We start from the raw sequence: 26,802 nt of genomic DNA, 5'->3' as shown, positions 1-26,802 counted from the left end.
GCGCACCCCGCGGGCCGCGCCCCGGCGTTCAGGAACCGGCCGCCAGGCGCCGTCCCAGGGCGGGGGCCAGCAACAGCAGCGGCGCCACGATCACGGCGCCGATCAGGGCCATGGCCGCCTGCGGCGCCATGCCGCTGTCCAGCAGCACGGTCGCAATGACCGCCGAACCGCTCATCTGGAACAGCCCGTAGACCGCGGCGGCAGTGCCCGCACGGTCTGCAAAGGGCTCCAGCGCCAGGCTCAGTCCCGACCCCAGCGCGAGCGAGAATCCCACGGTCAGCACGCACACGGGCAGCATGAAGATCCACGCGGAAACCGGCGTCCACAGCCATGCGCAGACATGCATGGCCGACGCCAGCAGCAGGGCGGCCATGCCGACGCGCACCATGGTGTAGCGGCCGTAGCGCGCGATAAAGGCGGGCGCCACGAAGAACGCCGCGATATTGATCGCCGCATTGCCCCCGAACCAGGCGGAAAACCCCAGCTCGGAATAGCCGAGCTGCTGCACCAGCACCACCGGCGCGGCCGACACGAACACCAGGATCATCGCCATGCCCGCCATGCCGAACAGGGCGAAATACAGAAACCGGCCGTTCGCCACGATGGGCGCATAGCGGGGCAGACTGTAGAGCGCGCCGGGCCGGTGCGCCGGCTTGGCGCGGGTCTCCTCGAACCGCAAGGCGAGCAGCGCCGCCAGCGCCAGCGAGAACAGCGCCATGAACACAAACGTGCTGCGCCAGCCGGCATGCACCGCCAGCACGCCGCCCACCATCGGCGCCAGCGCCGGCACCGAGCACAGCGCCCCGTTCAGATAGCTGTACACGCGCGCGCCGACCGCCGGGCTGAAGCAATCGCGCACGGCGGCAAACGCCACCAGCGACGCCGAACATGCGCCCAGTCCCTGAATGACGCGCGCCGCGTAAAAGACATCGAGCGAATTTGCGACCGCGCCCAGCGCGGAGCCCAGCAGATAGGCCAGCGCGCCGCACAGGGCCACCGGCCGCCTGCCATAGCGGTCGGCCAGCGGTCCGATCAGCACCTGACCCACGCCCACCGCAAAGATGAACAGCGTGATGCTGGCCTGCAGTGCGCCGATGGGCTCGCCAAAAGCGTGCGCCATGGCGGGCAGGGAGGGCAGGTAGATGTCGATGGCCATCGGCGTGAGCGTGACCAGTCCCATCAGCAGACCGATCAGCCAGCGCTGGCCTCGGGGCGTCAAGGCAGACTTCATTGCAGGCTCTGGGCCATTGCAGACCCGGGAAAACCCGACATTATCCATGATCGCCCGCGCGCGGGCTGGCGTAGAATGCCTGTCCCCTGAGCCCGCCCGCCTTGCGCCCTCGCATCGTCATCCTGTATTGCACGCAGTGCCAGTGGCTGCTGCGCGCCGCCTGGATGGCGCAGGAACTGCTCTCCACGTTTTCGACCGACCTGGGCGAAGTCGCGCTGCAGCCCGGCACCGGCGGCATTTTCCAGATCACCTACAACGGCGATCTCATCTGGGACCGCAAGCGCGACGGCGGCTTTCCCGACGCCAAGGTCCTGAAACAGCGTGTGCGCGACCGGCTCGACCCGGGCCGCTCACTGGGCCACATCGACGCCCACGGTGCCGCGCCGGCCCCCCAGGCCGACCTCTGAACCGCCGCGCGGCTTTCCATTGCTGACCCTCGGGGGCAGCGGCTCGTTCTGCCGTCAATCTCGCCGGTCAATCCCGGGTTCCACGTGCGCCACGATTAAAGCTGGCTATTTTCACCATAATTGTGCTAAAATCTTTTATCTATCGGCAAAATTATAAGAACAAGCTTTTTGCAAACCAGCCGATGGCAATCTTTCCCGGCGCCGCCACGTACCTGAATGCTCCCCCGCGTCCGCGGCATTCATGGCCCGCCTGAATCTGTGCGCAATGCTCGGCGGGGGAAGCCATGCGCCTGTCCAGGAGCATGCTTATGTCTCATCAATTGACTGCCAAGAAGGGAAGCTTCGAGATCCCCCCGCTGAATTGGAAGGCGCCCGACGCCAACAAGCAGTCTGACCGCCGCGACACCACGTCCCGCGACGCCGACACATCCAAAAAGGCGCAAGCCTCGCACGACAAGGCATAAGCCTCGCTCAACCCAGGGTGCGCTGCTGGACCTGATTGCGCCCATTCAACTTCGCCAGATACAGGAGTTCGTCCGCGGCCCGGAACAGGCCGCTGGCGGATTCCGCCTGGCTCCACGATACGCAGGCCACGCCAAAGCTGGCCGTCAGGTTGAACGTAACGCCGTTCTCCGACGTGACGGCGCAAGCGCAGATGCGGGCGCGCAGGCGCTCAGCCATCTCCACCGCTTGCTGCGCGCTGCGCGTGCGGCACAGCACCGCAAATTCCTCTCCGCCCACACGCGCCACGACGTCCTGCTGCCGCCAGGTCGTGCGGCATAGGTCGGCGACGGCCTTGAGCGCCAGATCGCCGCTTGCGTGGCCATGGGTGTCATTGATGGATTTGAAGTGGTCGATGTCGAACAGGACCAAAGCCAGCATCGGCCGGCTTTCGTCCCACAGGGCGCGTATCGCCTGAAAGCGCGTCTCGAAGGCGCGCCGGTTCAGCAGTCCCGTCAGGTAGTCTGTTTCCGCCATGTGGGCCAGGTCCTCGATCAGCCGGTCCCGTTCAGCCTGCAGGCGCATTTGCGTGGCGGCGTTCCGCTTGAGCACCCGCAAGGCATTGAATACCTCTTGCACTTCGCCATGGTGCCCGCCAGAGGGGATCCGGGCCGGCGCGAGGCCGTTCGCAATCGCGCTGATGATGCGCGTGGCCAATGCGAAGGGCTGGATCACCCGCGTCCTGAACTGCACCAGCGCCACCGCCAGGGCGGCCGCCAGCAGGGCGGTCGCCGCCAGGGTCACCGCCAACAGCCGCGCCGCGCCCGCACGATGCGCGTCGATGTGGCGTTCCATCTCGTCCAGCAGCACATCGCGGAAGTCGGTGATCGCCCCCATCAGCGGCACATACGTCGCGGCGAGCGCCTGCGTCGTGACGGACGCCTGCGATTGGCGCGACGCCTCCTCGCGCACCCACGCCAGGTACGCCAGTCCCTCCCCGAAATAACGCCGTTCCATCCGCGCCTGTGCCTCGGACGCTCGCGCATCCCGGTAGCTGGCCATGCGGCCATCGATCAGTGCCCGCAACTCGTCGATCCGGCCCAGCACGCGCTCGATGCGGAACTGTTCCTCGGCGGTCAGTTTCCGATGCCTGCCCAAGGCGGGCGTGAAGGTGGACCCCAGCAGGCCCGCCTGTTCGCGCAGCTCGCTTGCCAGGAGCGCCAGCGACAGCAGGCTAGGCGCATTGGCTTCGCTGCGCATGACCAGCCCGGCATTGGCGGCCAGACTCGCCTGCCACATCGGAACGATGCGCACCATGGCGCTGACCGACTCCCACAGCATCTGACTCGACAACGCGTCGCGCGGCGTGGCGATGCGTGTATCGATCTCCCGCCGTGCGTCGTCCAGCGCCCGGCGTATCCGCTCGATCTCCGCGCGCTTGCCCGCATCTTCTGGCGCGCAATGCTGCGCCAGCAGCGCGTCGACCAGCCTGTCGGTGCCAGCGCGCGCCGCGCCCAGGTTTGCGAGCACCGAATCCGGCACGGGCAGGGCCGAGCCCAGGGCGGCGTTCATCGGTCCGCGTTCGGCCGACGTAAACTCCATGACCCGGATGGTGGCGCGCACCGATCCGAATGCCTGCCGCGCCTCCGACGCCGCGCTGTAAGAGCGCCAGCTCTGGAACAGGAGGATGCCGGCCAGCACCCCCACCAACAACAGCACGCCTGCGGCCAGCGCGACGAAATGACGTTCCAGGGATTTGGGCGCGACGGCGGGGCGCAACATACTCGGCAAGCAGATCCATGCGAAGTCGAAGCCGCGCAGGATACTGTAAATGCCGGTGCGACGAACGCTGTTTGAGCAAGTCGTGCCGCATTTCAATCTATTCCAGCAATACTATGTCGCTGAAACTCGTTTAATTGCAATTTCCTGCGCAAATTTGCACCGATGCCGCGTTGCTGATGTGGCTCGCGCGCCTGCGCCGGCCCCCGCTCATGCACCGTGCATCACCACGCGATTGCGCCCCTGCTGCTTGGCCGCATACAGCGCCGCATCGGCGGCCCGGAACGTTTCGTCCACGTCGGGCCCGCTCGACGTCCAGTGGGCCACGCCGGCCGAGATCGTGACGCGGCTGGCCCCGTGCAATTCCCGCGAGGCGATATGCACCCGCAGCCTGTCGGCGACATTGGCCGCTTCGCGGGGGCCGACGCCCGGCAGCAGGATCAGGAACTCCTCGCCCCCGCTGCGGCAAAGCACGTCCGAGGGGCGCGAGCATTCGCGCATGATCTGCGCCATGTCGCGGATCACCTCGTCGCCGGCATTGTGGCCATAGGTGTCGTTGATCTGCTTGAAATGGTCGATGTCCAGCGCCACGACCGAAAAAGGCGTGGCCCGGGCCTGCATCAGCTCCACGGCGTCCTGCGTGCCGCGGCGATTGCGCAGCCCCGTCAGCGGATCCGTAATGCTGGCGAGGTTCAGCTTGCCGATCTTGTCCTGCAGACTGGTGAAACTGGCGATCACCGCGCGCTTGAGCCGTTCTGCCTCGAAATACCAGGCGCGCACCGATTGCACCCGCTGCATCGCAACGTCCACGTCCTGGTGTTCCACCGTCGTGGCCAGTTGCGACAGGGGTAGCGAGATCATGCGGGCGCACCACCAGATCGCCAGCAGGAACGCCACCGCCAACGGCGCGGCGTAACCCAGCAGCGCCCAGATCAGATCATGGATCGGCTCCAGCGTGACCTTCGCGGGGCGTTGCGCCACCACGCCCCAGCCGCTCGTCGGCACCGGGGCATAGCCCGCCAGCATGTCCACGCCCTTGGTGTTGACCACGCGCATCGCGCCAGCCTCGCCCTTGACCACGGCGGCGACGACCGGATTGGACAGCACCGTTTCTCCCACGCGCTCGCTGTCGGTGTGATAGATGAGCCGCCCATCGCCGTCCACCACATACAGATAAGAGCCGTCATGGTAGTGATGCTTGCCCAGCAGCTCGTGCAGGGCGCTTTCGTTGCGCAGGTAGAGCGAGCCCGCGACATAGCCCAGGTACGCGCCATCGCCCGAGTAGATGGGGTGGGAGACATTGATCAGCAGGTTGCCGGCGATGGACACATAGGGCTTGCTGATCAGGGGCTGCCGGGCGCGCAGCGCCTCGCGGCTGCCCGGCGTGTCAACCTGGGTGCCCAGGAAGCTGCGGAACGTCTGCGTCGTCGCCAGAATCGTGCCATCCGCGCTGACGACACCGACCGAATTGAAACTGTCCGTCTGCTGCTGCACGCGCATGACCTCGGCGGCAAGCCGATCCGGCGACCCGATCAGTTCCGGCATGTGCCGTGCGCTGTATCCCAACTGCTGCTGTGCCGATCTCAGGAAGCTGCCCGCGCTTTCCGCCAGCTTCACCGCATACACGCGGTTTGATTCAAGCGTGTTCTCGATCAACTGCTCGCGCTGCACGAGGTAGCTGGCATACAGGGCATTGGCCGTGGCGGCGATGGCGCTGAAGACGGTAAGCGCAAGCACTAGCCCGCGGAGATTGATTTGCATGGGATCGGAACGGGCAGGGGACGAGCCGGCGCCCCGCCGTGGCAACACGATCCGACGACGTCAGACGGGCCGCAAGTCCGGGGCGCAGTGATTTTAATGTCACCGCCACCATTACGGCAGGTCCCGGTCATCCTGTAGGTCCGGCGCCTGTGGTTCGTCCAGCAGGCGGGCAGCGGGCGACAGCGCGGCCGCTCCCGCCCGGAAATACCCCATCACCGTCGCCACGCTGGCGTGGCCGGTCATCGCCATCGTGTCGCCCAACGGCACGTTGCGCCGCCCGGCCTCCGTGACAAAGCCGGAGCGCAGGCTGTGTGCCGAAAAATCGCCCTCCAACCCCGCCAGCCGGCTGCGCGCCAGCACGATTTCGCGCACGGCGGCGGCGGCCAGGGGCTCGCCGATCACATCGCCGCGTCGCACCCGCCGGAAGATCGGTCCCTGGCGGATCGCGCTGGCCGCCAGCCACTCGTCCAGCGCCTGCGCGGCCTTGCCCAGAATGGGTTTCTGGTCATGGGCCCGGCTGGCGCCGGTCTGGTTGGTCTTGGAGTGCGCCATCGTATAGAGGTAGCCGTCAGCCGTGCGCTGCGTGTTTTCCATGGTGGCGCGCACCACCTCGGATCGCCGTCGGCCGCCGCTGGCCCAGGCAAAGAGCAACAGTGCGCGATCGCGCTTGCCGCGCAAGGAATCGTCGCAGGTGTCGAGCATGGCCTGCAGCGGCTCGCGCGTCAGCGCCTCTTTCTTGGCGGGCGCAATGCCGCGCCGGGCATACGCGCGCCGCGTCTTCGACAGCAGTTCTCGGACCGCGGCCGCGCGGCAAGGATTTGGGTGCCCCAGCAGTTCATGCGCCTTTGATAGCACCGACAACCGCTGCAGCAGCGTGTTCAGGCTGGGCGCTCCCAGCCTGCCCTTGGCTTTCAGCCGCACCAGCTCCTGATCCAGGGCCAGCGGCAATTCCCACGCCAGTCCGTCCTCGGTCGAGCGCTGCGCGTGATCCACGACGAACTGAATGACGACGGTCTCGGGCAAGGGCAGGGCGAACGCACGGCCATAGCGCAGTTCGAACCAGGCCGTCCAGTAGCGCATCGCCGCCCGATAGCTTGCAGCCGTGTTGGCGGAACTGCCTTCCCGCATGAGTCCGCGCACCGCGGCATCGGCCCGTGCATCGAGCGCCTGGGGGTCCAGGGGGCGGAGCGAGGCCGGGGCGGGGAGGGCGGCCGGTAAAGGTCGGGGGTTTGGCAAGGGGAGTTCTGGCATCAAGGGGAAAAGGAACCGCGGGCGTGGCCGCGATGTAGCTGCGGTCGGCCGTAGCGGGGTACATGGGGTGCGATCCGCTGCCCTAAGGCCGAAATGCGATGAAATTATATATTTACTACATATGCTGTATGATATCTTACATAAAAGGCTTTTTATACACGATAAGGTTCCATTATCGTGGGTAATTCTTCATGCGGCGACAGGAAATCAATCATGGCCACGGGTATCACCGAATCAGACGTCTGGACTGCCGCCGACGCGCTCCTGCTGGAAGGCGCCCGGCCGACCATCGAGCGGGTACGCCAGAAAATCGGCCGCGGATCGCCCAATACCGTCAGCCCCCACCTGGAAACCTGGTTCCGTGCGCTGGGCGCCCGCATCAAGGACCCTCGCGCCTTCGCCGCGCCACCCGAGGTGCCCGATCCCATCGCCCAGGCGGCCGCGCATTTCTGGGACGCCGCGTTGGCGGCGGCGCGTGCCGAACAGGCCCAGGCCTACCAGGAACGCCGGGACGCCCTCGAAAGGGAAGCGGAACGCCACCAGGCCCTGGACGAACAGCTACAGCAGCGCGAGGCCCAACTGATCAACCGGGAACGCGACCTGCAAGAAGGGTTGAAGGTCGCCACCGCGCAATTGGCCGCCACCGAAGAACGCCTGCAAGCCGCCGAAGCGCAACTGCGCCAGCGCGACAAGGCGCTGGCCGTCGCCCAGGAAAGCCTGGCGGATGCACGCAGCGCCAACAAGGCACTGCTGGCCGACGCCGATCTGGCGCGCGACCGTCATACGCAGGCCTTGGCCGCGCTGGATGCGCGCCACGCCGCCCACGAACGCCGCTGGTTGAACGAGCTGGATACCGAACGCAGTGCCGTCAAGCGCCTGCAGTCGCGTCTGGAAGCCCTGCAGGCGGCCAGTCAGCAGCAGGCCGACCAGTCGCGCGAGGCCCTGGCAGAAGCCCAACAGCAGCAGCGCGCGGCCGAACAGGACGCGCAGCTAGTCCGGGCACAGGCGCTCGCGGACGCGCGCCAGCGCGACATCGAATCCGCCGTCGCCGCTCAGACGCTTCAGGCCGTCCAATCACGCGAAGCGGATCTGATGCGCAGACTCGCCGCGTCGACCGCGCAGTCCGATGAACTGCTGTCCCAGTTGAAAGCCCGGGACGCCCAATTCGGGGACCTGGCACGCCGCCTCCTGGCCAGCCAGGAGGCCGCCCCCGCTTCCACGGACAAGCCGCCTGCCAGCAGCAGCCCGGCACCCTGATCCCGAAGGGCATCGCGGACGCGTGAGACGCGCGTCCATTTATTCGTAATCCTATGATTTTTCGGGGTTTCCCCGCTGCCGGCAATGAGGCTTCATTTTTCATTCCTCATGTTCGGTGGCTGAGTCTTCGCAGGGCAATCGTTGACTGCCGCAGGGAGCAGGCTCAGGAAAAGCCCTGCTCATCGGCGTACCTGAGCAGTTCGGCGTTGGTTTCGATGTTCAGCTTGCGCATGGCGGATTGTTTTTGCGTGCCGATGGTAGCGACCGATCGGTTGAGGCGGCGCGCGATTTCAGTCACCGAAAGCCCCTGCGAAAACATCCGCACCACTTCCAGCTCTTTCGGGGACAACCCCTTCGTGCGGCTGGCACGCCCCATCGTCACATCGTTGTGGCTGAGGCGCGCGCTGATGCTATCGGACAGGATAGGCCCTTTTTCCGTCAACGCCCGCACGCATATGGCGACCAGCGCTTCAATGGGCTCTTCCTTGCTGACGATGCCAGCCACGCCGATCTGGCGCAGTTGGCTCAGAATGCCGCTGTTCGACAGCATCGTGAACACCACGATGGGAATATCCGGAAACAGGCGCTGTAATCGCTGAATCAGGCGCAAGCCGTCCTCGTCGGCGGACTTTGAACTCATGGAAAAGTCGGTGACGATGAGATGGCACGGATCCTCTTGCACCGCCGTGATCAGTTCAAGCCCGGACCGCGCCGTGGCGATCACGGTGAATCCGGGGATTTCGTTCAGGGAGTCAGCAAGCGCGAGGGAGATGACGGGATGGTCATCGGCGAGGATGATCCGCACGTTTTGGCCGGCCGGAAGCTTACTCATGGATTCGCCGTCCGAATGGCAGTCGATCGAGCCTGGTTGTCCGTCCTGCTCGACGAGCGCGCCCGTCTTGGGAAGTAGGTTCGTGGCTGGCCCTACCAGGCCGGGGGCGCCAGGATTCTCAGTACTTCCGTCGTTGTCCATTTTATGTCCAAATTCTACTGAAAAGGCTAGAAGTGACGGTTGGGCCTCCGGGCACACCAGACGCAAGCCGGCTCGCCAGGAAAGGGGGAACCGTTCAATCTAACTGTCGGGCATTCCAAAAAATATAGAAAGTTTTCGATAATTAGAGTTACATGAGGCACACAATACGGCGTCGGCGACTGCTCGCTTGTCCGTGACCGCCAACGGTGACTGGCCACGGTGATCGCGGATGTAAAGTCGTTGCGACCTGGGCTTCAAATGTCAGCCAGCGTATCGCGCAGTAGCTTGGCCACGACCCGGCCTTCGGCTTGCGCGGCGGAATCCAATCCCCCATTGCGCAGCATGGCCTCCAAGGCTTCCAATCGCTCGGTCAGCGCCGTCATCTGCATCACGCTAAGCGCGCCACGCATTCGGTGCAGCGTCCGTCCAAGCAGCCGCTGGTCGTTGATGTCCAGGGCGCGTTCCATTTCGGAAACGTCCGCTTCCATCGTGCTGACAAACAACGCCCGGTATTTTTCGGGCACGATCGGCGCGGGGTCGGGGTCCCAGGACGGACGAGGCTGGGTGTCCGGGTCCGCCTGGCTGGGGGAGGTCGCGCCATCGCCCTGCAGGTGCCAGCGCAGGGTGGCCAGGCCGATGGGCTTGACGAGCCAAGCCGTCATTCCCGCGGCCAGGCAACGCTGCTCCTCTTCGCGCATGGCGTTGGCCGTGACGCCAATGATGGGAATGGTGGCGCCGCGCAGACGCAGTTCCCTGGCGAGTTCGTAGCCGTTCATGCGCGGCATGTTGACGTCAGTCAGGACGACGTCGTAGTGCGCAAGCCCCCACAACATCAGTGCCTCGGCGCCATCGGACGCCAGGGTGACCTCGCATCCGAGCTGTTCGAGCTGATGCTGCAGCGTGGCCTGGTTGATGGGGTTGTCTTCGGCAGCAAGTATCGACAGGCCAAGCGGAGCAAAGGCGCCGATGTCGGTCGCAGGCATCAATGCGCGTTCCCCGCGCACGGCGGCCAGTATGCCTGCGGCAATGTGCTCCACGCTGTTGATGACCTTGATGGTCCGTGCGGATGGGGGCTTGGCGGTGGCGCTGGCCAGCACATGATGTCCCGTCCACTCCATTGCATCGAAGTTACCCGGGTACAGGACGTCCACCAAGACGTCGTCCGGGCCGCCGGCCGGCAGGAGCTGGGGCGCGGGAAGCGCCTGCGCGCCCCAGCGCTTTAGCCATTGGCAGATGTTGTCGGACAGTTCGTGATGTGGGCTGCGGACATACACGTTGATATTGCTCAGGTCGGGCGGGCTGGCGGGCGGGCCGGAAGCGACCTGCAGGGGAAGCTCCAGCGAAAAGCTGCTGCCCAGTCCCAACGCGCTGGTCACGCGGATTTCGGTGCCCATCAGGCCGGCCAGGCGCGCGCAGATAGAAAGGCCGATGCCGGTGCCTCGCACCGTGTGGGAACCGCTGTTGATCTGATAGAAGGGAACGAAGAGCTGAGACTGTTCCTCCTTGGCGATGCCGATCCCTGTGTCGACCACCTGCAGCATCAGGTGCGTCGTGTCGGGCTCGACCTTGGCCACCGTCAGGCGGGCGATCACATGCCCGGAATCGCTGAACTTGATGGCGTTGCTGAGCAGGTTGCTCAGGATCTGGCGGATACGCACCGCATCGCCCGTCATCCATTCGGGCACGGCAAGGTCTACGCAGGAAAAGAGCAGCAGGCCCTTCTGGCTGGCCATCGCGGCGTAGGCGTTGGTGCAGCCTTGCACGAGTTCTCGCGGATTGAACTCCGAGGATTCCAGGACGAGCTGCCCGGTCTCGATCTTGGTGATGTCCAGGATGTCGCTGATGAGCTGCAACAGGATGGCCGACGAGCTTTGCATGCGTTCCAGGTGTTGCCGCTGTTCGGCGTCCAGGGAGGTCAGGCTCATCAGTTCCAGCGTGCCCAGCACGCCATAGAGCGGCGTGCGGATTTCGTGGCTCATCGTGGCCAGGAAGGTCGATTTGGCTTCGCTTGCCTTGTCGGCTTCGCGCTTGGCCTGCGCCAGGGTCTGTTCGATGACGGCGCGGGCGCTGATGTCGGAAAACGCGCAAAGCACGACGTCCTGGTGGTTGTAGCGCGTGGGGGCGTAGGCGACATAGAGCGGACGCCCGTCGGTCGCCTGGAAGCTGGGAATGGTGCCGGGACCGGTGGCGCCAAGGACGTGGCGCAGGAACAGGTTGGTTTCGGGTGAATTGTCCAGTTCACGGCCGGCTTCGGCCCCCAACCATTGCAGCGCCAGGCTGTTGCCGAATACGACTGCGCCCACCGGCCGCGCCAGCACGCACAGCGCCACCGGTGCGGTTTCGATCAGCGTGCGGCTGAATTCTTCTTTTTCGATGATGTCGCGCTGCGCGTCCAGCGCGGGCGCGATCACCCGCCGGCTGTACCAGCGCGACGACACGATGCCGGTTCCGAGGCTGAGCAGGAGCAACAGGCCGGCGATGACGGGAAGCCAGAGATTGTCCTGGAAGAATGCGCCATAGCTGACCCGGTATGTCCCGGCCCACACCCCGCTTGGATCCGTGATGCGCAACACGATGCCGTCGGCCGTGTAGCGCAGCCCATCCTCGGCTGGCGCGGGCCCCTGCCGGTCGCCGAGCAGCAGGCCTTCCTCGCGATGGGTCAGCCAGAATCCGCCGTGCAGCGGCTTGCGCAAGGTCTTCTCGAAGACGTTGATCCGCTGGTGGTTGAACTGGGTCACCGCGTAGACGGCAGACGGCTTGCCCTGGCCGCTGGTCCAGACCGCTTGCGGCATGTCCGCGTAGATCAGGCCCAGCATGTTGCCGGGAAGCGCATCGGTCCTGAACCAATGGACGCGGTTGGCCCCGGGGGACTCCGCGTGGCCGGGCACGTCGTGATCGATGAGACGCTGCTGGACCGTCTGCAGGCGGCGCAGCTCGGCCCGCACGGCGTCCGTCACCGCCAGGAAGGTGGTGGGGCTGAGGCGTTCATACCCCGATGCGGCGCCCACGGCGGGCACGCTCAGACTGATGCTGTCGGCCTGGTTGACCAGGAAGATCGTGGACGCGGGAAAGTACGACGCAGCCCAGAAGCTGGAATAGAAATCGGCCAGGAAGCCCCCCAGGTTCGCAAGTCGACGCCCTGCGGTGGGGCAGTCCGAGGCGTCCTCGCACGCCAGCGAAAATGGCATCTCCGCGTACGTGTTTTGTCCCTCGAAGACCTGCATTCCAAAGCGCTCCGGCACGTCGGACGCATGCAGGTCGATGGTGCTGGCCAGGCTTTCGACGGGCAGGGAAGCGTGCTGCGCGCGCAGTCTGCCCAGGAACTGCTCTTGGGCATGGATGTAGCCGACCAGGATGGAAAAGTCGAGCTTCAGGCGGTCACTTTCCTGCTCGACGATGCGGTTCAATCCCCAATAGAGCGCCCCGACCAGCACCAGCGCAAAAGGCAGGATGCCGAACAGGGCAAAGTTCAGCCAGCGCGAGGTTCGCGTAATCCTGGCAAAAGGCGTGTCCTGCTTGCGCATGGGTGGCTTCTTACTGCTGCAACGGGTCCATGGCCTGCCTCTCCATGGCAAGCAGCTGGCTGAATCCGTCGATGTCCACGGCGGCCGAAATGAGGAAGCCTTGCGCGCAGTCGCAGCCGATGCGCCGCAGGAATTCGAGGTCCTTGCTGGTTTCGACGCCTTCGGCGGTGACCTGAAGCCCGAGCTGGCGGCCAAGCTGCACGGATGAGACGAGCGCCGCGGCGCGTCCTTCATCGTTGGCCGCGCCACTGACGAAAGCGCGATCGATCTTCAACTCGGTGAATGGCGTGGAAATCAGGCTGTACATGGAGCTGTATCCTCTGCCAAAGTCGTCTTGCGCCAGCCCGAAGCCCTTCAGACGCAGCCTGCTGGCCCCCATATAGTATTGGCCTTGTATGGTGGTTGTCTCGTCTTCGAGCAGTTCGAACGAGATTTCTTGCGTCGCCACCCCCTTGGACACGACGATCTGCTCCAGCTCGTCGGGGAGGTCCGGGTCGTCCAGGAGCTGCGTCGGCAGGTTGACCGACACCGGCATCCGGTATCCCTGCTGCCGCCAATGCAGGTGCGCGTCAAGGGCGTCTTCGAGCATGCGCCGAAGCAACGCCTTGTCCAGGCCATGCCGCCGCACCGCGGAAAGAAAGGATCCCGGGAGCATGAAGCCGAATTCCGGATGCTGCCAGCGGACCAGCGCCTCGGCGCTCACGATCCGGCCGCTGGCGAGCGCCTTCTTGGGCTGAAACCAGGCCCGCAGATGGCCGTGGCTCAGGGCGTGTTCCAGGGAGCCTCGGTCAAATACCGCGCCGGCCTCGGTCGGGAATTGGGGCTTTGAAGGTTCAGGGCGGCTTTGGCGGAGCTGGTTGGCCAAATGCCGGGCGTGTTCAGGAGTCAAGGGCTTGGAGAACGTGCCCAGCACCGCCAGGCCCTTTTCCTTGGCCATCAGGGCAACGCTGTTCATGATGCGGCGGGGGCAGGCCGACACGATCGCCAGCATCGGGTTGTGATGCAGCTTGGCGAGCTGGTCTATGAATTGCACGCCGTCCATGCCGGCCATGTTCAGGTCCATCAGCACAAGGTGATAGGCCTGCAGGCCCATCATATCCAGGGCAGCCTCGGCGCTAGGGGCGACATCGGCGTGGCTGAACCCTGCCGACTCCAGCAAATCCGCGAGGTGGACGCATTGAAACGGATGATCGTCCACGATCAGAATTCTGTAGTCGGACAACTTCTTCATCATATGACTTCCTTAAGCGCAATTAAGGCCTGACGCAACGCGGATATAGGCAGCGGTTTGAGCAGCACGGTCGTCATGCCCGCTTCGGTGCTGCGCCGTAAGTCATCCGTGAATGCGCTGGCGGTGATTCCCACGATGGGGCGCGTATAGCCCTGCCCGCGTAGCGCACGGGTGAGGGCGTAGCCGTCCATTTCGGGCATCTGCAGGTCGGTCAAGATGGCATCGAAGCCGGGTATGTCCGGCACCTCCAGTGCCTCCTTGCCATTGGCGGCCGGGACAACCGTGCAGCCCAGGTGCTCCAGTTGCTCCCGCAATATCTGCCGGCTGATCGGGTTGTCCTCCACGACCAGCACATGCATGTCGAGCGCGTCCCGCGAGGCCTTGAGTTCGAGCGTGACCTTGGCCGCCACGCCGTCCTGGGCGAGGCGGACCGCCGCGACGATGCTGGCCAGACTATGCGCGTTGGCCATCCAGCTGTTGCGTCCTCCTTCCAGCCGCGGCCGTACGCCGGGCGGTTGCGCGATCACCCGGGCGCCGGTCCATGGCGCCGGTGTCAAGTCGCGGGGCCAGGTTTCAATCAGCACGCCGCCTTCCAGCCGGCCATGAAGCGACGTCTTGTAGGGCATGGCCATGGCGCCGCAGTGGCGCAGCCATTGGCAAAGGTTGTTCACCACGTCGTTGACGGCGCCCCGAACGAATACCGGCCGGGGATCCAGCCGTATTCCCATTTCCGAATGCGCGTCGCCCGCCAACGGCAAGGTGAGCTCCAGGGACATGCTGGTGCCCAGTCCGGGTTCGCTGACCGCGCTGAGGGTGCCGCCCATCATGTCGGCCAGCCGCCGGCAGATGGCAAGTCCCAGGCCGGTGCCGGGAACGGTCTGGGTGGAGCCGCTTTCGGCCTGGAAGTAGGGTTCGAACAATTGGGCGTGATGCTCCGCGGAGATGCCCATGCCGGTGTCCGCCACCTGGAATTTCATGGTCGCGGAGTGCGCGTCCTGGCTGAGGGCCTGCAGGCGCAGCACCACCTGGCCGGAACTGGTGTACTTGATGGCGTTGCTGACGAGGTTGTTCAGGATCTGGCGCACGCGCGTGACATCGCCCACGACGACCGGCGGCGACGCGACGTCGGCCAGCGCGTAGATGTGCAGGCCCTTGGCCTCGGCGCGCGCGGCGTAACTGCTGACAACGCCGTCCAGCATTTCCGCGGGCGAGAATTCGGCCGTTTCGAGGGTCAGGTAACCCGCTTCGATGCGCGACAGGTCGAGCGTATCGTTGATGGTGCGCAGCAAGGTGGCGGAGGACTGCTGCATGGTTTCGAGGTATTGCTGCTGCTGGCTGTCCATGGTGGTCAGGCTCAGCATTTCCAGCGTGCCGAGAATGCCGAACAAGGGCGTGCGGATCTCGTGGCTCATGGTGGTCAGGAAGACCGTCTTGGCGTGGTTGGCGGCGTCGGCGTGCAGCTTGGCCTGGGTAATGGATTGCTCGACCCGCTTGAATGCGGTGATGTCGTTGATGCCGCAAAGGACGACGTCCTCGGCATGAAAGGTGATGGGGGCGAAGGTCAGGTAGACGCACCGTCCGTCGCTCAGGACGTATTCACGTTCAGCGCAGAAGTTGTCCTCTGCCAGCAGCTTGGCTAGCAGTTCGGAGTCACCCAGCAGCCATTGCCGCGCAAGTTCATTTGAAAGCAGCGGGGTGCCATCGGCGCGACGCAGGAGGCACAGGCCGACCGGCGCGACCTCGACCAGCTTGCGATTCAGGGCCACGCTGTCGGCCAGGGCTTCGTACTGGCGCAGGGCCGGCGCGACGAGTTTTTTCTTGATGTGGCGTATGCCCAGGATCACCATCGCGAACAGCAGCGCGGCGCCGCCGAGCGCCGCCTGGATGGCATGGGCGGTATCGCCCAGGATCCGGCTGATCGGTGTGTAGTACACCAGCCGCCACCCGGCCTCGCCCACGGATTTGTTCAGCACGACAAAACGGGGCAGCAGCCCGGGTCCCCACCAACCGAACGAATCCTCCTTGCCGGCGTAATTGCCCAGCCCTGCAACGACTTTTGCCTCGGCCGGGCTGTGCAGGACCGGCGCGTCGTTTTGGTCGTACAGGGCGTAATTGCCGCCGCGCATGGAAGACAGGTCGATCGCCGCATCGATGTCGCTGACTTCAAGGCCGATCCAGCCGGCGCGGGGCGTGGCCGGATCCACGGGGGTGTACAGGTACAGCGCGCTGGCAACGTCCATGGGCGGCTTTAGCCAGACGATGGGGCTGTAGCCGCCTTGCGAGACGCTGGGATCCGCCACGGCCAGCGAGCGTGCGATCCAGGATTGCTTGGCGGCGTCGATGGCGGACGCCTGCGAGGGACGCGGCGCGATGTAGGCAGTCTGGCCATTGCGGGCCGAACTGAAGAGCAATTGGGTACGCGCGAGGGCAATGTCGTTGAGGTCGCGCGGCGTGAGGATCAGGGCCCAGTCGTAGGCGTTCTGGTCTTCGTGCAGGGGGAAGACCTCGATCTGGCGGGTGTTGCCGAAGTAGGAGGGTGTTTCGGAAGCCGCGGCGGCATCGGCATTGCGGACCGAGGAAGAGGCCAGCGAACGGACCAGCGACTCGCGCTGGTCGAAGAAGATCTGCGCGTTGTACGCGGCGGCGTTCATTTGCCGGCGGTACGCGGAAACGGTGTCGGTGAACGACCAGTACACATAAAAACCGGCCGCCGCCGCGATGCAGGCGAGCAACGCGGCGGCGAACAGATGCAAAAGCAGCGTCGGAGCGCGGGGGACTGGCTGGACGTCGCGCGCGAGAGTGATGGGTTCCTGAACGGGCATGCGCCCATCGTAGGTAGAGCCCCGGGCAGTGGATATAAGAATATTCTGAAATTTGGCTGACAGCCCGGCGGGCGCCCAGGCCCGTAAATACGGGCTTATCCGGGCGTTTTCGCAAATCAAATTTTTATTATTGGAGTGCGGGATGGCCGTTCCTATACTGCGTAGCCATCGCTAGACCATGGCCACTTTCCGGCCATAGATTCGCCCCGCCGCGCCCGCTGTATCCGGGTTCTTCACGGTATCCGGTTTCTTCACGACTGGCGAGTCCACAACACAACTCATATGAACGCTATCAATTTGGTCGAATCCGCCTCGCTCTTGAGCGAGCCGCTAAAAATTCAACCAGTGCTGGACGCCAAAGGAGTCGTGCGCGAAATGGCGCTGGTGGGCGGGTGGACGAACCGAACCCCGCACTTCATCACCAACGAGGCCTCGGCGGACGCCTTGCGCCGGGCAGGGCGCGTCTTTCGGGCGGCGGGCTGCATGGCGCCGCTCACGATGGACCATCCCCTCAACGTCAACTCCGATATCCGCCTACCCGAACAGTTGTGCCAGGATCTGCGCATCGGTGCAGTGGAAGGCGATCTGCTGCGCGAGACCACCCCTGAAGATCGCAGCCTGCCGATCTATCCCTGCGCCAAGGTCACCTACAACGTGCCCCTCAGCGACCGCCTCGCGGAGGGTTCCAGTCTTTTTCATCTCTATAACGAACTGCGGCCCGCGCTGCGCGTGCGGCTGCTGCCCTGTTCGCAGGCCGGCGAATCCATGCCGTTCGGCACGCTGCGCGCCACGGGCATCCGGGTCGGCATCCCCGAAGGCATCAACCGGCAGCGCGGTTTGCAGGAGCGGTTTTTCAGCCTGCTGGGCCAGGCGTCGCGCCAGGGCCTCAGAGTGCTGGCCTGCGACATCCGCGGCATCGAAGACTTCAACTGGCTGCGCGCGCAGCCGGACGTGCTGTTCCAGGGAGAGGTCCTGTCCATCGCCCTGAGCCTGGAATACGTGCAGGACTGGCTGACCGCCGCGGGGTCGGGCTGGCGTGCATTCCAGTTGGGGGCCTAGGACCGGTGCGCCGCGTTACTGCGCATTGACCGCGCGGCGCGGATGCGGGCTCGCCGCTTGAGTCCCATCCGGGCCACACCCGGGCCGCACCCGGGCCGTTGGACGGATCCGATAAAATCCGCCCATGCTTCCTACTCAAGTCATTCTGGCGCTGCTGGTGCTGCAGTGCGCGCTTCTTATTCCGTTGGTGGCCGTGTGCATCCAGCTTGCACGCTGGGTGCACTGGCGCTTTCTTGCCGATCCCCAGGCGCGGGGAGAGCGCCCGCACTTTACCGGCCCCGTCCTGGCCCTGATTTTCAGCACGCTGGCAGCCACCGATTTCCTGGGGTTCGAGCCTTTTGTCACGGTATCCCGCCTGAACCCCATACCGGAGAGCGCGCGCGCTTACTTTACGGTGGCCATGCTGGCGCTCGGGGTCTGGTGCTGGGCGTATGCCGGTGCTATCCGGGGCCGGCTTCGCGCGATGCTGGGCGCCGCGTAAGGGGCGCCGGCGGGCGACGCCGGACGTCGCCGCGCCCGCGACGCAAAGCGTGACCTTCCCATTCAGGTTCACGCGGATTTCGGATACATTCGACTGATCGCGTTGGCTTGCAGGGCGGGCGCCGCCGGTCCGCATCCACCGCAACGAGGGCGGCAGCCCTGCCAGGAGCATCGGGTGATACCACGCCAGTCAGTCGACATAGCCCGGGTCCTGCTTGTCATCGTGATGCTTTTGGCGCTGATGATCGGCAGTCTGTATATCCTGCGGCCGTTCCTGCCCGGGCTGATCTGGGCGACGACCATCGTCGTGGCCACCTGGCCGGTGCTGCTGGGCATCCAGCGGCGATGCGGCGGGCGGCGGTGGATCGCCACCGTGGCAATGCTCCTTATCCTGCTGTTTGTGATCGTGCTGCCGCTGTACCAGGCGATCTCGACCCTGGCGCAGCACGGCGGCACCATCGTGGCCGCGGTCAAGAGCCTGCCTGACTATGCCTTGCTTGCGCCGCCTGCGTGGATAGGCGGCCTTCCGCTGGTGGGGCCGAGAATCGCCCAGGAGTGGCAGACGCTGTCGGACGCGGGCGCCGGTGGCCTGCTGGCTCGGATCGAACCGTACCTGACCACGGCCGCCACCTGGCTGCTGGGCCATGCCGCCATCGTCGGGGTGTTCGTGATGCACATGCTGATCACCGTGATCATTGCCGGCATCCTGTACACCAAGGGCGACATGGCTGCGGAGTTTGTCCGGCGGTTTGCGAATAGGCTCGCGGGGCAACGCGGCGTGGCGGCGATCATGCTGGCCGCGTCGGCGATCCGCGCCGTGGCGCTGGGGATCGTGGTCACGGCGGTGGTGCAGTCGGCGCTGGGCGGTATCGGACTGTGGATGGCCGGCGTGCCAGCCGCGGGCATTCTCACCGCCCTGATGTTGATGCTTTGCCTGGCCCAGCTTGGGCCGGTCCTGCCGCTGCTTGGCGGCGTGGCCTGGTTGTTCCAGCACGACATGAAGCTGGCGGCGGCAGTCCTGCTGGTGTGGGCCATCGTGGTTGGCATGCTGGACAACCTGCTGCGGCCGCTGCTCATCAAGCGCGGCGTGAACCTGTCGATGCTGCTCATCCTGTCCGGGGTCCTGGGAGGCATGATCGCGTTCGGCATCGTCGGGCTGTTCATCGGACCGGTGATCCTGGCGGTGACCTCGACGCTGTTGAACGCGTGGGTGGACGAGGTGCCACCGCCCGCACGGGTCGATCCGGACGCGCTGGCCCTGCAGCGAGAGCCGCCGCCTGGAACGCACCGGAAAAGGGCGTAACATCCGTTCCAAGGCGCGGGCCATGTGGCCCGCTTTTCGCAATACCCGGCACCACCCATGACGATGCATTTCTTCGCGCCGCCCGCGAGCGCGCCCGATCTTTCCCTTTTTCTCCCCAAGTCCTTGCGCCGCGAGGTGGCCGGATGAGCACTCCTGTACGGCCCACCAAACCTGGCACGCTGACCGTTGCGCGTCGCCCCGCCAAGCGCGGCGCAGGCAGCGGCAGCGCGGACACCGGTCGCGCCCGGGCGCCCCGCGCCGAGGCGCCTGGACGCGGCCCTCGTCCGTCTGAATCGCCCAATTCGCCCAATTCGCCCAAGTCGTCCGAGTCGCCCAAGTCGCCCAAGTCGCCAAGACCGCCCACCCCGTCCAGACCGCCGAAACCCTCGCAAGGCCGAGAGGCTGGCGGACCGGTGCGCCCGGCCAGACCCCGCGCAGCGGACGATACCGTGCGTCTGGCCAAGCGGCTTGCGGCCGAGCAGTCGTGTTCGCGCGGCGATGCCGAGCGCTACATCGAAGGCGGCTGGGTTGCGGTGGACGGCAAGGTGCAGGAGGAACCGGGATTGCGGGTGGGCCCATCCCAGACCGTCGCGCTCCTGCCCGGGGCGCGGCTCGAAGAGGGGCGCCCCGTGACGATATTGATCCACAAGCCGGCCGGCATGTATGCCGACGACCAGCCGGGCTCGGCGCGCGATCTCATCCTGCCCGAGAACCTGATGCCGGGCGACCGGTCCGGACAGCGATTCCTCAAGCGCATATTCAACGGCCTGAAACTGGTGACCCCCCTGGAGCGCGCGGCAAGCGGGCTGGTGGTCTACACGCAGGAGTACCCGGTGGCCCGCAAGCTCGTGGAGGAGGGCCGCCACGTGGAGCAGGAGTATGTCGCGCAGGTTGAAGGGCAGTTGAGCGATGCGGATCTAGCGCGGATGCAGCGAGGCATGGCGTACGAAGGAATGCCCGCCACGCCCCTGAAGGTGAGCTGGCAAAGCGAGGGGCACCTGCGGTTTGCCTTGAAGACGCCGGCGCCCGGCTTCATCGAAGCCTTGTGCGCGGCGGCAGGCTTGCGCCTGCTGGCGCTGCGGCGCCTGCGGATCGGCCGCCTGCCGATGGCCGGTCTTGCCGTGGGCCAGTGGCGATATCGGCTTGAGTACGAGCGATTCTGATGTCCGGGCTGTCCAGATCCCCGATTGCTGACGCCCAGTCCCGGTGGGCGACGGACGGCATGGCGGGCGGCAAGCTCGGCTATCCCGACGCTGGCCGGCGCCGGCTGTTGCTGAACGCGGGCGCGTTGTGCCTGTCGGGCCTGGCCCTGGGCGGATGCGCAGGGGGCCGGCAAGTTTCGCCCCGGGGCGCGCCGTCCGGACAACCGGCGCCGCCGCCCTCGACTGCCAAGGCGGCGGCCGCACCCGTACCGGCGCTAAAGCCCGGCGCGAAGGTTGCCATCGTGGCGCCTGCGTCCGCCGCCCCAAATGCCAGCGATCTTGCGGCGCAATGGCTGGAGGATCGCGGCTTCGTGCCGCAGGTCATGCCGGCATCGCGCACACGGCTCGAGGCGCCGTACGAGTACCTGGCGGGCACGGACGCCGAACGGCTGGACGACCTGCACGCCGCATTCGCCGCCCTGGACGTCGGCGCGGTCTGGTGCCTGCAGGGCGGCTTTGGGTCGTGGCGGCTGCTGGACAAGCTGGATTACGGCCTGCTGCGCCAGCATCCCAAACCCTTCATCGGCTATAGCGACATCACGGCGCTGCACCTGGCCATACAGCGGCATGCGGGCTTTGTGACGTTCCATGGGCCGATGCTGGCGCAGGATCTGCTGGCGGGCAAGGGCGAGCCCACCGAGTCGCACCTGTTGGCGATGATCGGCGGCCAGATCGGGGAGGGCGCCTGGATTCAGGCGCCGCCCGACAGCTGGCCGGTGGAGCTGGTCGCGGGCACGGCCAGCGGCCGTCTGGTTGGCGGCAACCTGGCGCTCATCGCCGCGCTGACGGGTTCCAGGCACGAGATCGACACCCGTGACGCCATTCTGTTCTTCGAAGACGTCAACGAGGCCTTGCCAAGGGTGGATCGGCTGCTGAGCCAGTTGGCGGCCGCAGGCAAGTTCGACGGCGTCAAAGGGGTGGTGGTGGGCACGTTCACCCGCATTCTTGGCACGAACATGGACGACGCGCAGGCGCAGAGCCTGCTGTACCCGCTATTGCTGGAGCAGTTTGGCGCCCGGGGAATCCCGGTCCTGGCTGGCTGGCCCAGCGGGCATGGCGAGCCCAATCTGACGCTGCCGCTGGGTGCGCGTGTGACGCTGGACACCCGGCGCGCCGCCTTGCGGTTGGATCAGGCGGTGACCACGTCACGCGTCGGCTAGGGGATTTGATGTGGATTTGATGTGGATTTCATGCGCTATTAATAGTGCATAAAATTGATTTGTGATCGATAAACAGGTCAAAGAGTGCGCAGTCTCTTGGGCTCCCAGCGCCCTACAAAATGACTCATTAATGGTGCATTAAACGGCTTTACGCGCTATTATCGATTCATGAAAAAGAAGATCGAACCCAGCTTCGAAGCCGCCGAGGCCCTGGCCCGCCTGGGCGCCAACGTCCGCACGGCGCGCCTGCGCCGTAACGAGACCGAGGCCACGCTGGCCAGCCGCATGGGTGTCTCGCGCGCCACCATCAACCGGCTGGAGCGCGGCGACGGCGGCGTTTCGCTTGCGCTTGCCATCGAGGCGCTGTTGCTCTACGGCTTTGGCGATCAGGTGTTCGCCCTGGGCGACCCGGACGCGGACGGCGTGGGCAAACGCCTGGATGCCCTGCGCCGACCCAGCCGCGGCAGCCGCAAAGCGCCGCATTCGCACCGCACCGACCCTGCCAGCCTGTAACCCTGCGTCCCACATCGTGGCTGCCAAAAAACACAAAACCGTCGAAAGCGAACTGTTCGTTTACGTGGACATACGGGGCGAAGCGGTGCTGGCGGGCATCCTGACCCTGGACGACACCGACGAGAATCACTTTTTCGCCGAGTTCACCTACGTGCAGTCGTATGTGAACGATCCGCGCGCATTTTCGCTGGACCCGCTCAACCTGCCGCTCTCGGACGCCACCACCACGTTCCGCACCGAAAGCCGCTATCAAACCCTGGGCGCCATCTTTGACGCCGCGCCGGATGCCTGGGGCCGCAACGTGATGCGCATCGACAACGCCGGCGCCCGCGTGACCGAAAACGAGGTGCTGCTCAAGGGACGGGGCATGGGCGTGGGCGCGCTTTTTTTCAGCGCCCGGCAACTGACGCCCAACATGCGCAAGACGTACCGGTTGCCCGAAGTCAGCCAGCTCGAGTCGCTGGCGGACCTGCTTGCCGACATCGACCAGGGCATCAAGCCCAAGGGGCTGTACCGGGACATCCTGGGAAGCTCGTGGGACATCGGAGGCGCGCGCCCCAAGACGATCGTGCGGGACGCGGAAGGCGAGATGTGGATCGCGAAGTTCCCGCGCAAGGGCGATTCCTATGACCGGCAGCGCGTCGAGTACGCCAATCTGCAGATGGCCAAGGCCATCGGCCTGTCGGTCCCAGAGATCCGCCTGGCGCAGACGCATCTGGGCGCGGTGCTGCTGACGCACCGGTTCGACCGGCAATTGCTGCCCGCCGAGCATGGCGCGGACCCCATCATCGCGCGGCGGCACTTTCTGAGCGGCGCGTCGCTGATCAGCCCCTCCGTGCAGATCGGCAAACGCGAGCTGGACGGTCCGCGCGGCAAGGCCACGTATTCCTATGCGCGCCTGGCGGACGTCGCGCGCCGGATTTCATCCCATCCCGTCCAGGACCTGCTGGAGCTGTATGCGCGCATGATCCTGAACGTCGCGGTGCACAACACGGACGATCATCTGAAGAACGTGGGCTTCCTGAAGGACGAAGCGGCGCAGACCTACCGGCTGGCGCCGCTGTTCGACGTGGTCACGCAGGAGGGCTCGGCCAAGCACTATCTGCACATCGGCGCGGCGGGCCGCGAAAGCACGTTCGCCAATTGCCTGACGGAGTACAGGCGCTTCGGGCTGCGGTCAGAAGCGGCGGCGCAGTCCATCATCGACCGCGTGCGCGACGTCGTGCGGGACCGGCGGCGCTATTACGAAGCGGCGGGCATGTCCGACGACGAGATCGCCCACGTGGAGGCGTCGTTGATGGCATGGCGCCAGCCCGGCGGGTAGGGGCGTTCAGGCCTGGTGCGCCGCCTGGGGGTCGAAGGCCTGCCCGCGCGCCGACATGCGCCGGTGGAAATCCCGGCTCAGCGCGGCCAGCGTCACCTTGCCAAAACGGTCCAGCAGCAGCGCCTGGGCTTGCACGAAAGCGTCGTCCAGCGAGGCGTTGACCGCTTCTTCCACCAGGCATCCCGGCGATTCGCTGCGGTTGCCCATGGCGAAGATCTCCGGCGCACCGAGCGCGTCGTAGATGTCGCGCAGCGTCACCGCGTTGAAATCGCAGGAAATCGACCACCCGCCGCCGTGGCCCTTTTCGGAACGGACCAGGCCTTGTTCGCGCAGGCCGGCCATGATGCGGCGGATGACGACGGGATTGGTCTGCATGACGCGGCCCAGGTCGTCCGACGTCATGGGGCCAGCGTGTTCGGCCATGTGCAGCAGGACGTGCAGGACCCCGGATAGCTTGCTGTCTCTTCTCATGCAACAGATGCTATTGCATGAGGACGCGGCGGGTCAACGGCGCAGCCCGTGCGGCCCGCGCCGACGTGGGCCGCGAGGCGGCTACATTCGCTTGGCCTGCCATTGCCCCTTGCCCGCCGCGTTGCCGGTCATGTTGCGGCCATTGACCACCCCTGCATAGCGCACGCCGTCCGCCGTGAACGTGATGGACGTCCCATCGAGCCGCGCGTCGGTGATCGGCGTGGCGCCCAGCTTGCCGGACAGCATCTGGTAGCGCTGTTCCAGCTGCAAGGTCTGGCCGTCCAGGTCCCATTTGCCCTGGACCTTGGCGGGCACGATCCAGAGCAGGGCCGTGCAGTAGGTCTGGCAATTCTGGGTCAACGTCTCCGAGGCATCCGGCTCCCAGTCGCCCATGCGGAAGGTGTTCGACACGATCCGCGTGCCGGGCCGCAGATCCAGGATCTTCGGCCGCAGCTTTTCGTTGATGGTCGACAGCAGGAACATCGTGATCACGTCAGCCTGGGACAGGTCGGTGGTGAAGAGATCCGCGGCGACGAAGGTGGCGCGGTCGGCCACCCCCGCGCGCTTGGCGTTCTCGCGGGACAGCTCGACCATGTCGGGGTTGTATTCGATGCCTTGCGCGGTCAGCCCGCGCTGGGCCGCGGTGATGACGGTGCGGCCGTCGCCGGAACCCAGGTCCATCAGCCGGTCCTTGGGCGTCACCTTGGCCATGTCGAGCATCTTGTCGACGAGAGCCTGGGGCGTCGGCACCCAGATGACGTCTTTGCCCTGCTGGCCCACGTCAGGCACATAGGCCTTCTGTTCAGCCGCCTTGGCGGGTGGGGCGGCGGTGGTCTGGGCCATGGCCGCAGCCGCGCCCAGCAGCGTGAACGCCAATGCCGACGCCAGCATCGCGGCTTGCAGGCGGGAGGCGGGTACCCGTGTGGCGGCTTTCGGTAGCAGGGGAGAGCGTTGCATGGTGAGGGTTCCTTGGACGGGGGGGACGGGGAAATGAACCGTGTCAGCCGGCGGCCGTGGCGGGCTTGAGCAGGCGCATCAAAGGCACGCCGGCAGCCAGGACGACCAGGCCGATCAGGGCGCCCGCGCCGGCGTACATGGCGCTGGAGACGACCAATCCGGCGCAGGTCAGCGCGAGCAGCAGCGGGGGCAGCGGAAAGAGCGGCACCCGGAACGGCCGCGGGCGGTCGGGGTCCATGCGGCGCAGGCGCCACACGGATGCCGCCACCAGCAACATGAAGATCCAGAACACCGGCGCGGTGTACGCCACCATGGTCTGCACACTGTTTTCGCTGAATGCGCCCAAGCCCACCAGCGCCAGCGTGATCAGCCCCTGGATCAGCAGCGCGCTGACCGGGGTCTCGTTGCGCGCGTTCCATCCGGCCAGCGCATGCAGCCGCGGGACGTCGCGGCCCAGTGCGTAGTACACCCGCGCGCCCGTGATGATGGTGCCGTTGATCGTGCTCAGCGCCGTGGCGCAGATGGTCAGGCTGAGCAACGCCGCCGCGTAGGGGCCCGCGGCCAGTTGCATGACTTCGGCCCCCAGCGCGGGCGTGTCGCGCAGTTTCTGCAGGCCGAAGATTTCGAGCAGCGCAATGTTGGTCAGCACGTACGCGCCGGTCACCACGGCGGTGCCGATCAGCAGCACCCGGCTCATGTTGCGGGCGGGATCGCGCAACTCGCCGCTGAGGTAGGCGGCCTCGTTCCAGCCGCCGTACGTCAGCAGCACGAAAACCATGCCCATTCCCAGCAGGCCGGCCGCATTGCCTGACAGGGGGGCGGCCGGCGCCGCCGCATCGACGGACCCACCACCCGAGGCGGTGAGGCTGGCAAGCAGCACCGCGGCCAGGGCGATGAGGGTCAGCACGGTAAAGAACCATTGCAGGCGCTTGGAATACCGCGTGCCGACCATGTTCAGGCCGGTCAGCAGGACGACGGAGATTGCCGCATGCACGGCGGGTCCCTGCGACCCCAGCGGCAGCAGCCGTTGCGCGTAATCGCCGTAAATGAAGGCCACCACCGCGATGGCGCCGGTCTGGATGACGGAACAGCGGGCCCACGCAAACATCAGGCCCACGCGCGCGCCCCATGCCCGGGTGAGGTACAGGTATTCGCCGCCCGCGCCGGGGTAGGCCGAGCCCAGTTCCGCATAGCACAGCGCGCCCACCAGCATGACCAGTCCGCCGGCGCACCAGAGGCCGATGTAAATGGCCTCGGATGCCGCGTGCTGCGCCACCAGGGGAGGAAAGCCGAAGATGCCGATGCCGACGACCACGCCGACCAGCACCACCGTCGCGTCCATGACCGACAGGCCAGCGCGCGCGCGTTCGTTCAGGGTGTCGGGAACACTGCTCATGAGCGTGCGCGCCGGAGAGTCGGGCCGGCGCACACGGAAAGGCCGTCTGAAGGGGAATGGTCGGGCGGTCGCGCGGTCGGGGTCGAGGGCGGATTCGCGAGGGGACGCGGACGGAGCAGTGACATGCAATTCTCCTGGAGGGGGCGCGCGACGAAGGATTCGAGGCAACTATCGGCATATGCTGACAATTGTCTGAACATAAAACGACCGTAACCCAAAGACGAAAGTTCCGCAGGGTTTTCCTGGGGGAGCCTGCGCGC

At 65.9% G+C, this 26,802-nt stretch carries 21 protein-coding genes; 10 read left to right on the top strand and 11 right to left on the bottom strand.

The window, feature by feature from the left end:
* Positions 1 to 28: 28 nt before the first annotated feature.
* Positions 29 to 1,231 carry a multidrug effflux MFS transporter gene (locus tag BXA00_RS24100; RefSeq protein ID WP_076520904.1) on the bottom strand — a complete coding sequence of 401 codons (1,203 nt, stop codon included), beginning with the start codon at positions 1,229 to 1,231 and terminating at the stop codon, positions 29 to 31.
* An 86-nt stretch (positions 1,232 to 1,317) separates the two neighbouring features.
* Between BXA00_RS24100 and BXA00_RS24095 the strand changes: the two genes are divergently transcribed.
* Both BXA00_RS24095 and BXA00_RS29120 read left to right on the top strand, forming a co-directional pair.
* A complete protein-coding gene (locus BXA00_RS24095) occupies positions 1,318 to 1,638 on the top strand; it encodes a SelT/SelW/SelH family protein (protein WP_076520903.1) in 321 nt (106 codons plus the stop codon).
* A gap of 308 nt (positions 1,639 to 1,946) precedes the next feature.
* Positions 1,947 to 2,102, top strand: coding sequence for a hypothetical protein (locus BXA00_RS29120; protein ID WP_172805886.1), 156 nt, complete (start codon positions 1,947 to 1,949; stop codon positions 2,100 to 2,102).
* Positions 2,103 to 2,109: 7 nt separating this feature from the next.
* Here the strand turns inward: BXA00_RS29120 and BXA00_RS24090 are convergent, their stop codons facing one another.
* From BXA00_RS24090 to BXA00_RS24080, 3 genes are all read right to left on the bottom strand, one after another.
* Complete coding sequence (locus BXA00_RS24090; protein ID WP_076520902.1) at positions 2,110 to 3,861, bottom strand: diguanylate cyclase; 1,752 nt, start codon at positions 3,859 to 3,861, stop codon at positions 2,110 to 2,112.
* Positions 3,862 to 4,068: 207 nt separating this feature from the next.
* A complete protein-coding gene (locus BXA00_RS24085; RefSeq protein ID WP_076520901.1) occupies positions 4,069 to 5,619 on the bottom strand; it encodes a sensor domain-containing diguanylate cyclase in 1,551 nt (516 codons plus the stop codon).
* A 111-nt stretch (positions 5,620 to 5,730) separates the two neighbouring features.
* Positions 5,731 to 6,870, bottom strand: a complete 1,140-nt coding sequence (locus BXA00_RS24080) for a site-specific integrase (RefSeq protein ID WP_076522100.1) — start codon at positions 6,868 to 6,870, stop codon at positions 5,731 to 5,733.
* Positions 6,871 to 7,083: 213 nt separating this feature from the next.
* On the opposite strand from BXA00_RS24080, the gene BXA00_RS24075 reads away from it, so the two are divergent.
* Complete coding sequence (locus BXA00_RS24075; RefSeq protein WP_076520900.1) at positions 7,084 to 8,127, top strand: DNA-binding protein; 1,044 nt, start codon at positions 7,084 to 7,086, stop codon at positions 8,125 to 8,127.
* Positions 8,128 to 8,290: 163 nt separating this feature from the next.
* Here the strand turns inward: BXA00_RS24075 and BXA00_RS24070 are convergent, their stop codons facing one another.
* From BXA00_RS24070 to BXA00_RS24055, 4 genes are all read right to left on the bottom strand, one after another.
* Positions 8,291 to 9,100 (bottom strand): response regulator transcription factor, encoded by an 810-nt coding sequence (locus tag BXA00_RS24070; protein WP_231952150.1) that lies wholly within the window; start codon positions 9,098 to 9,100, stop codon positions 8,291 to 8,293.
* A 254-nt stretch (positions 9,101 to 9,354) separates the two neighbouring features.
* Positions 9,355 to 12,624, bottom strand: coding sequence for a hybrid sensor histidine kinase/response regulator (locus tag BXA00_RS24065; protein ID WP_156902860.1), 3,270 nt, complete (start codon positions 12,622 to 12,624; stop codon positions 9,355 to 9,357).
* 10 nt (positions 12,625 to 12,634) lie between these two features.
* Complete coding sequence (locus BXA00_RS24060) at positions 12,635 to 13,855, bottom strand: EAL domain-containing protein (protein WP_076520898.1); 1,221 nt, start codon at positions 13,853 to 13,855, stop codon at positions 12,635 to 12,637.
* Entirely contained in the window at positions 13,855 to 16,677 is a 2,823-nt protein-coding gene (locus BXA00_RS24055; RefSeq protein WP_076520897.1) for an ATP-binding protein, read from the bottom strand. Before BXA00_RS24055 ends, BXA00_RS24060 begins: the two co-directional genes overlap by 1 nt.
* Positions 16,678 to 16,959: 282 nt before the next feature.
* Between BXA00_RS24055 and BXA00_RS24050 the strand changes: the two genes are divergently transcribed.
* The 7 genes from BXA00_RS24050 (at position 16,960) to BXA00_RS24020 (ending at position 23,718) form a co-directional block, all read left to right on the top strand.
* Positions 16,960 to 17,736: a hypothetical protein gene (locus BXA00_RS24050; protein WP_156902858.1), complete on the top strand. Its 777-nt coding sequence runs from the start codon at positions 16,960 to 16,962 to the stop codon at positions 17,734 to 17,736.
* Between the two features lie 124 nt (positions 17,737 to 17,860).
* A complete protein-coding gene (locus BXA00_RS24045) occupies positions 17,861 to 18,217 on the top strand; it encodes a hypothetical protein (RefSeq protein ID WP_076520895.1) in 357 nt (118 codons plus the stop codon).
* A 225-nt stretch (positions 18,218 to 18,442) separates the two neighbouring features.
* Complete coding sequence (gene ydiK / locus BXA00_RS24040) at positions 18,443 to 19,519, top strand: AI-2E family transporter YdiK (RefSeq protein WP_083714329.1); 1,077 nt, start codon at positions 18,443 to 18,445, stop codon at positions 19,517 to 19,519.
* 449 nt (positions 19,520 to 19,968) lie between these two features.
* On the top strand, positions 19,969 to 20,682 hold the full coding sequence (locus BXA00_RS24035) for an RNA pseudouridine synthase (protein WP_231952149.1): 714 nt from the start codon (positions 19,969 to 19,971) through the stop codon (positions 20,680 to 20,682).
* 59 nt (positions 20,683 to 20,741) lie between these two features.
* Positions 20,742 to 21,881, top strand: coding sequence for an LD-carboxypeptidase (locus BXA00_RS24030; protein WP_156902951.1), 1,140 nt, complete (start codon positions 20,742 to 20,744; stop codon positions 21,879 to 21,881).
* Between the two features lie 168 nt (positions 21,882 to 22,049).
* Complete coding sequence (locus BXA00_RS24025; protein WP_076520892.1) at positions 22,050 to 22,394, top strand: helix-turn-helix transcriptional regulator; 345 nt, start codon at positions 22,050 to 22,052, stop codon at positions 22,392 to 22,394.
* Positions 22,395 to 22,410: 16 nt separating this feature from the next.
* The gene (locus BXA00_RS24020) at positions 22,411 to 23,718 is read left to right on the top strand and encodes a type II toxin-antitoxin system HipA family toxin (RefSeq protein WP_231952148.1); all 1,308 of its coding nucleotides are present in this window, start codon (positions 22,411 to 22,413) and stop codon (positions 23,716 to 23,718) included.
* Between the two features lie 6 nt (positions 23,719 to 23,724).
* Here BXA00_RS24020 and BXA00_RS24015 read toward each other — a convergent pair whose 3' ends face one another.
* From BXA00_RS24015 to BXA00_RS24005, 3 genes are all read right to left on the bottom strand, one after another.
* On the bottom strand, positions 23,725 to 24,189 hold the full coding sequence (locus BXA00_RS24015; protein ID WP_076520891.1) for an Rrf2 family transcriptional regulator: 465 nt from the start codon (positions 24,187 to 24,189) through the stop codon (positions 23,725 to 23,727).
* Between the two features lie 81 nt (positions 24,190 to 24,270).
* On the bottom strand, positions 24,271 to 25,146 hold the full coding sequence (locus BXA00_RS24010; protein WP_156902857.1) for a cyclopropane-fatty-acyl-phospholipid synthase family protein: 876 nt from the start codon (positions 25,144 to 25,146) through the stop codon (positions 24,271 to 24,273).
* A 43-nt stretch (positions 25,147 to 25,189) separates the two neighbouring features.
* The gene (locus BXA00_RS24005) at positions 25,190 to 26,542 is read right to left on the bottom strand and encodes an APC family permease (protein ID WP_076520890.1); all 1,353 of its coding nucleotides are present in this window, start codon (positions 26,540 to 26,542) and stop codon (positions 25,190 to 25,192) included.
* Positions 26,543 to 26,802 lie beyond the last annotated feature (260 nt).

This window comes from Achromobacter sp. MFA1 R4, from assembly GCF_900156745.1.
Lineage (GTDB): Bacteria > Pseudomonadota > Gammaproteobacteria > Burkholderiales > Burkholderiaceae_B > Achromobacter.
This window is presented reverse-complemented; position numbering and strand designations above follow the sequence as displayed.

Excerpts from the sequence above, each read along its gene's own strand:
- BXA00_RS24100 (WP_076520904.1), bottom strand. The coding sequence starts at position 1,231 with ATGAAGTCTGCCTTGACGCCCCGAGGCCAGCGCTGGCTGATCGGTCTG.
- BXA00_RS29120 (WP_172805886.1), top strand. The coding sequence starts at position 1,947 with ATGTCTCATCAATTGACTGCCAAGAAGGGAAGCTTCGAGATCCCCCCG.
- BXA00_RS24090 (WP_076520902.1), bottom strand. The coding sequence starts at position 3,861 with ATGTTGCGCCCCGCCGTCGCGCCCAAATCCCTGGAACGTCATTTCGTC.
- BXA00_RS24085 (WP_076520901.1), bottom strand. The coding sequence starts at position 5,619 with ATGCAAATCAATCTCCGCGGGCTAGTGCTTGCGCTTACCGTCTTCAGC.
- BXA00_RS24080 (WP_076522100.1), bottom strand. The coding sequence starts at position 6,870 with ATGCCAGAACTCCCCTTGCCAAACCCCCGACCTTTACCGGCCGCCCTC.
- BXA00_RS24075 (WP_076520900.1), top strand. The coding sequence starts at position 7,084 with ATGGCCACGGGTATCACCGAATCAGACGTCTGGACTGCCGCCGACGCG.
- BXA00_RS24070 (WP_231952150.1), bottom strand. The coding sequence starts at position 9,100 with ATGGACAACGACGGAAGTACTGAGAATCCTGGCGCCCCCGGCCTGGTA.
- BXA00_RS24065 (WP_156902860.1), bottom strand. The coding sequence starts at position 12,624 with ATGCGCAAGCAGGACACGCCTTTTGCCAGGATTACGCGAACCTCGCGC.
- BXA00_RS24060 (WP_076520898.1), bottom strand. The coding sequence starts at position 13,855 with ATGAAGAAGTTGTCCGACTACAGAATTCTGATCGTGGACGATCATCCG.
- BXA00_RS24055 (WP_076520897.1), bottom strand. The coding sequence starts at position 16,677 with ATGCCCGTTCAGGAACCCATCACTCTCGCGCGCGACGTCCAGCCAGTC.
- BXA00_RS24050 (WP_156902858.1), top strand. The coding sequence starts at position 16,960 with ATGAACGCTATCAATTTGGTCGAATCCGCCTCGCTCTTGAGCGAGCCG.
- BXA00_RS24045 (WP_076520895.1), top strand. The coding sequence starts at position 17,861 with ATGCTTCCTACTCAAGTCATTCTGGCGCTGCTGGTGCTGCAGTGCGCG.
- ydiK (WP_083714329.1), top strand. The coding sequence starts at position 18,443 with ATGCTTTTGGCGCTGATGATCGGCAGTCTGTATATCCTGCGGCCGTTC.
- BXA00_RS24030 (WP_156902951.1), top strand. The coding sequence starts at position 20,742 with ATGGCGGGCGGCAAGCTCGGCTATCCCGACGCTGGCCGGCGCCGGCTG.
- BXA00_RS24025 (WP_076520892.1), top strand. The coding sequence starts at position 22,050 with ATGAAAAAGAAGATCGAACCCAGCTTCGAAGCCGCCGAGGCCCTGGCC.
- BXA00_RS24015 (WP_076520891.1), bottom strand. The coding sequence starts at position 24,189 with ATGAGAAGAGACAGCAAGCTATCCGGGGTCCTGCACGTCCTGCTGCAC.
- BXA00_RS24010 (WP_156902857.1), bottom strand. The coding sequence starts at position 25,146 with ATGCAACGCTCTCCCCTGCTACCGAAAGCCGCCACACGGGTACCCGCC.
- BXA00_RS24005 (WP_076520890.1), bottom strand. The coding sequence starts at position 26,542 with ATGAGCAGTGTTCCCGACACCCTGAACGAACGCGCGCGCGCTGGCCTG.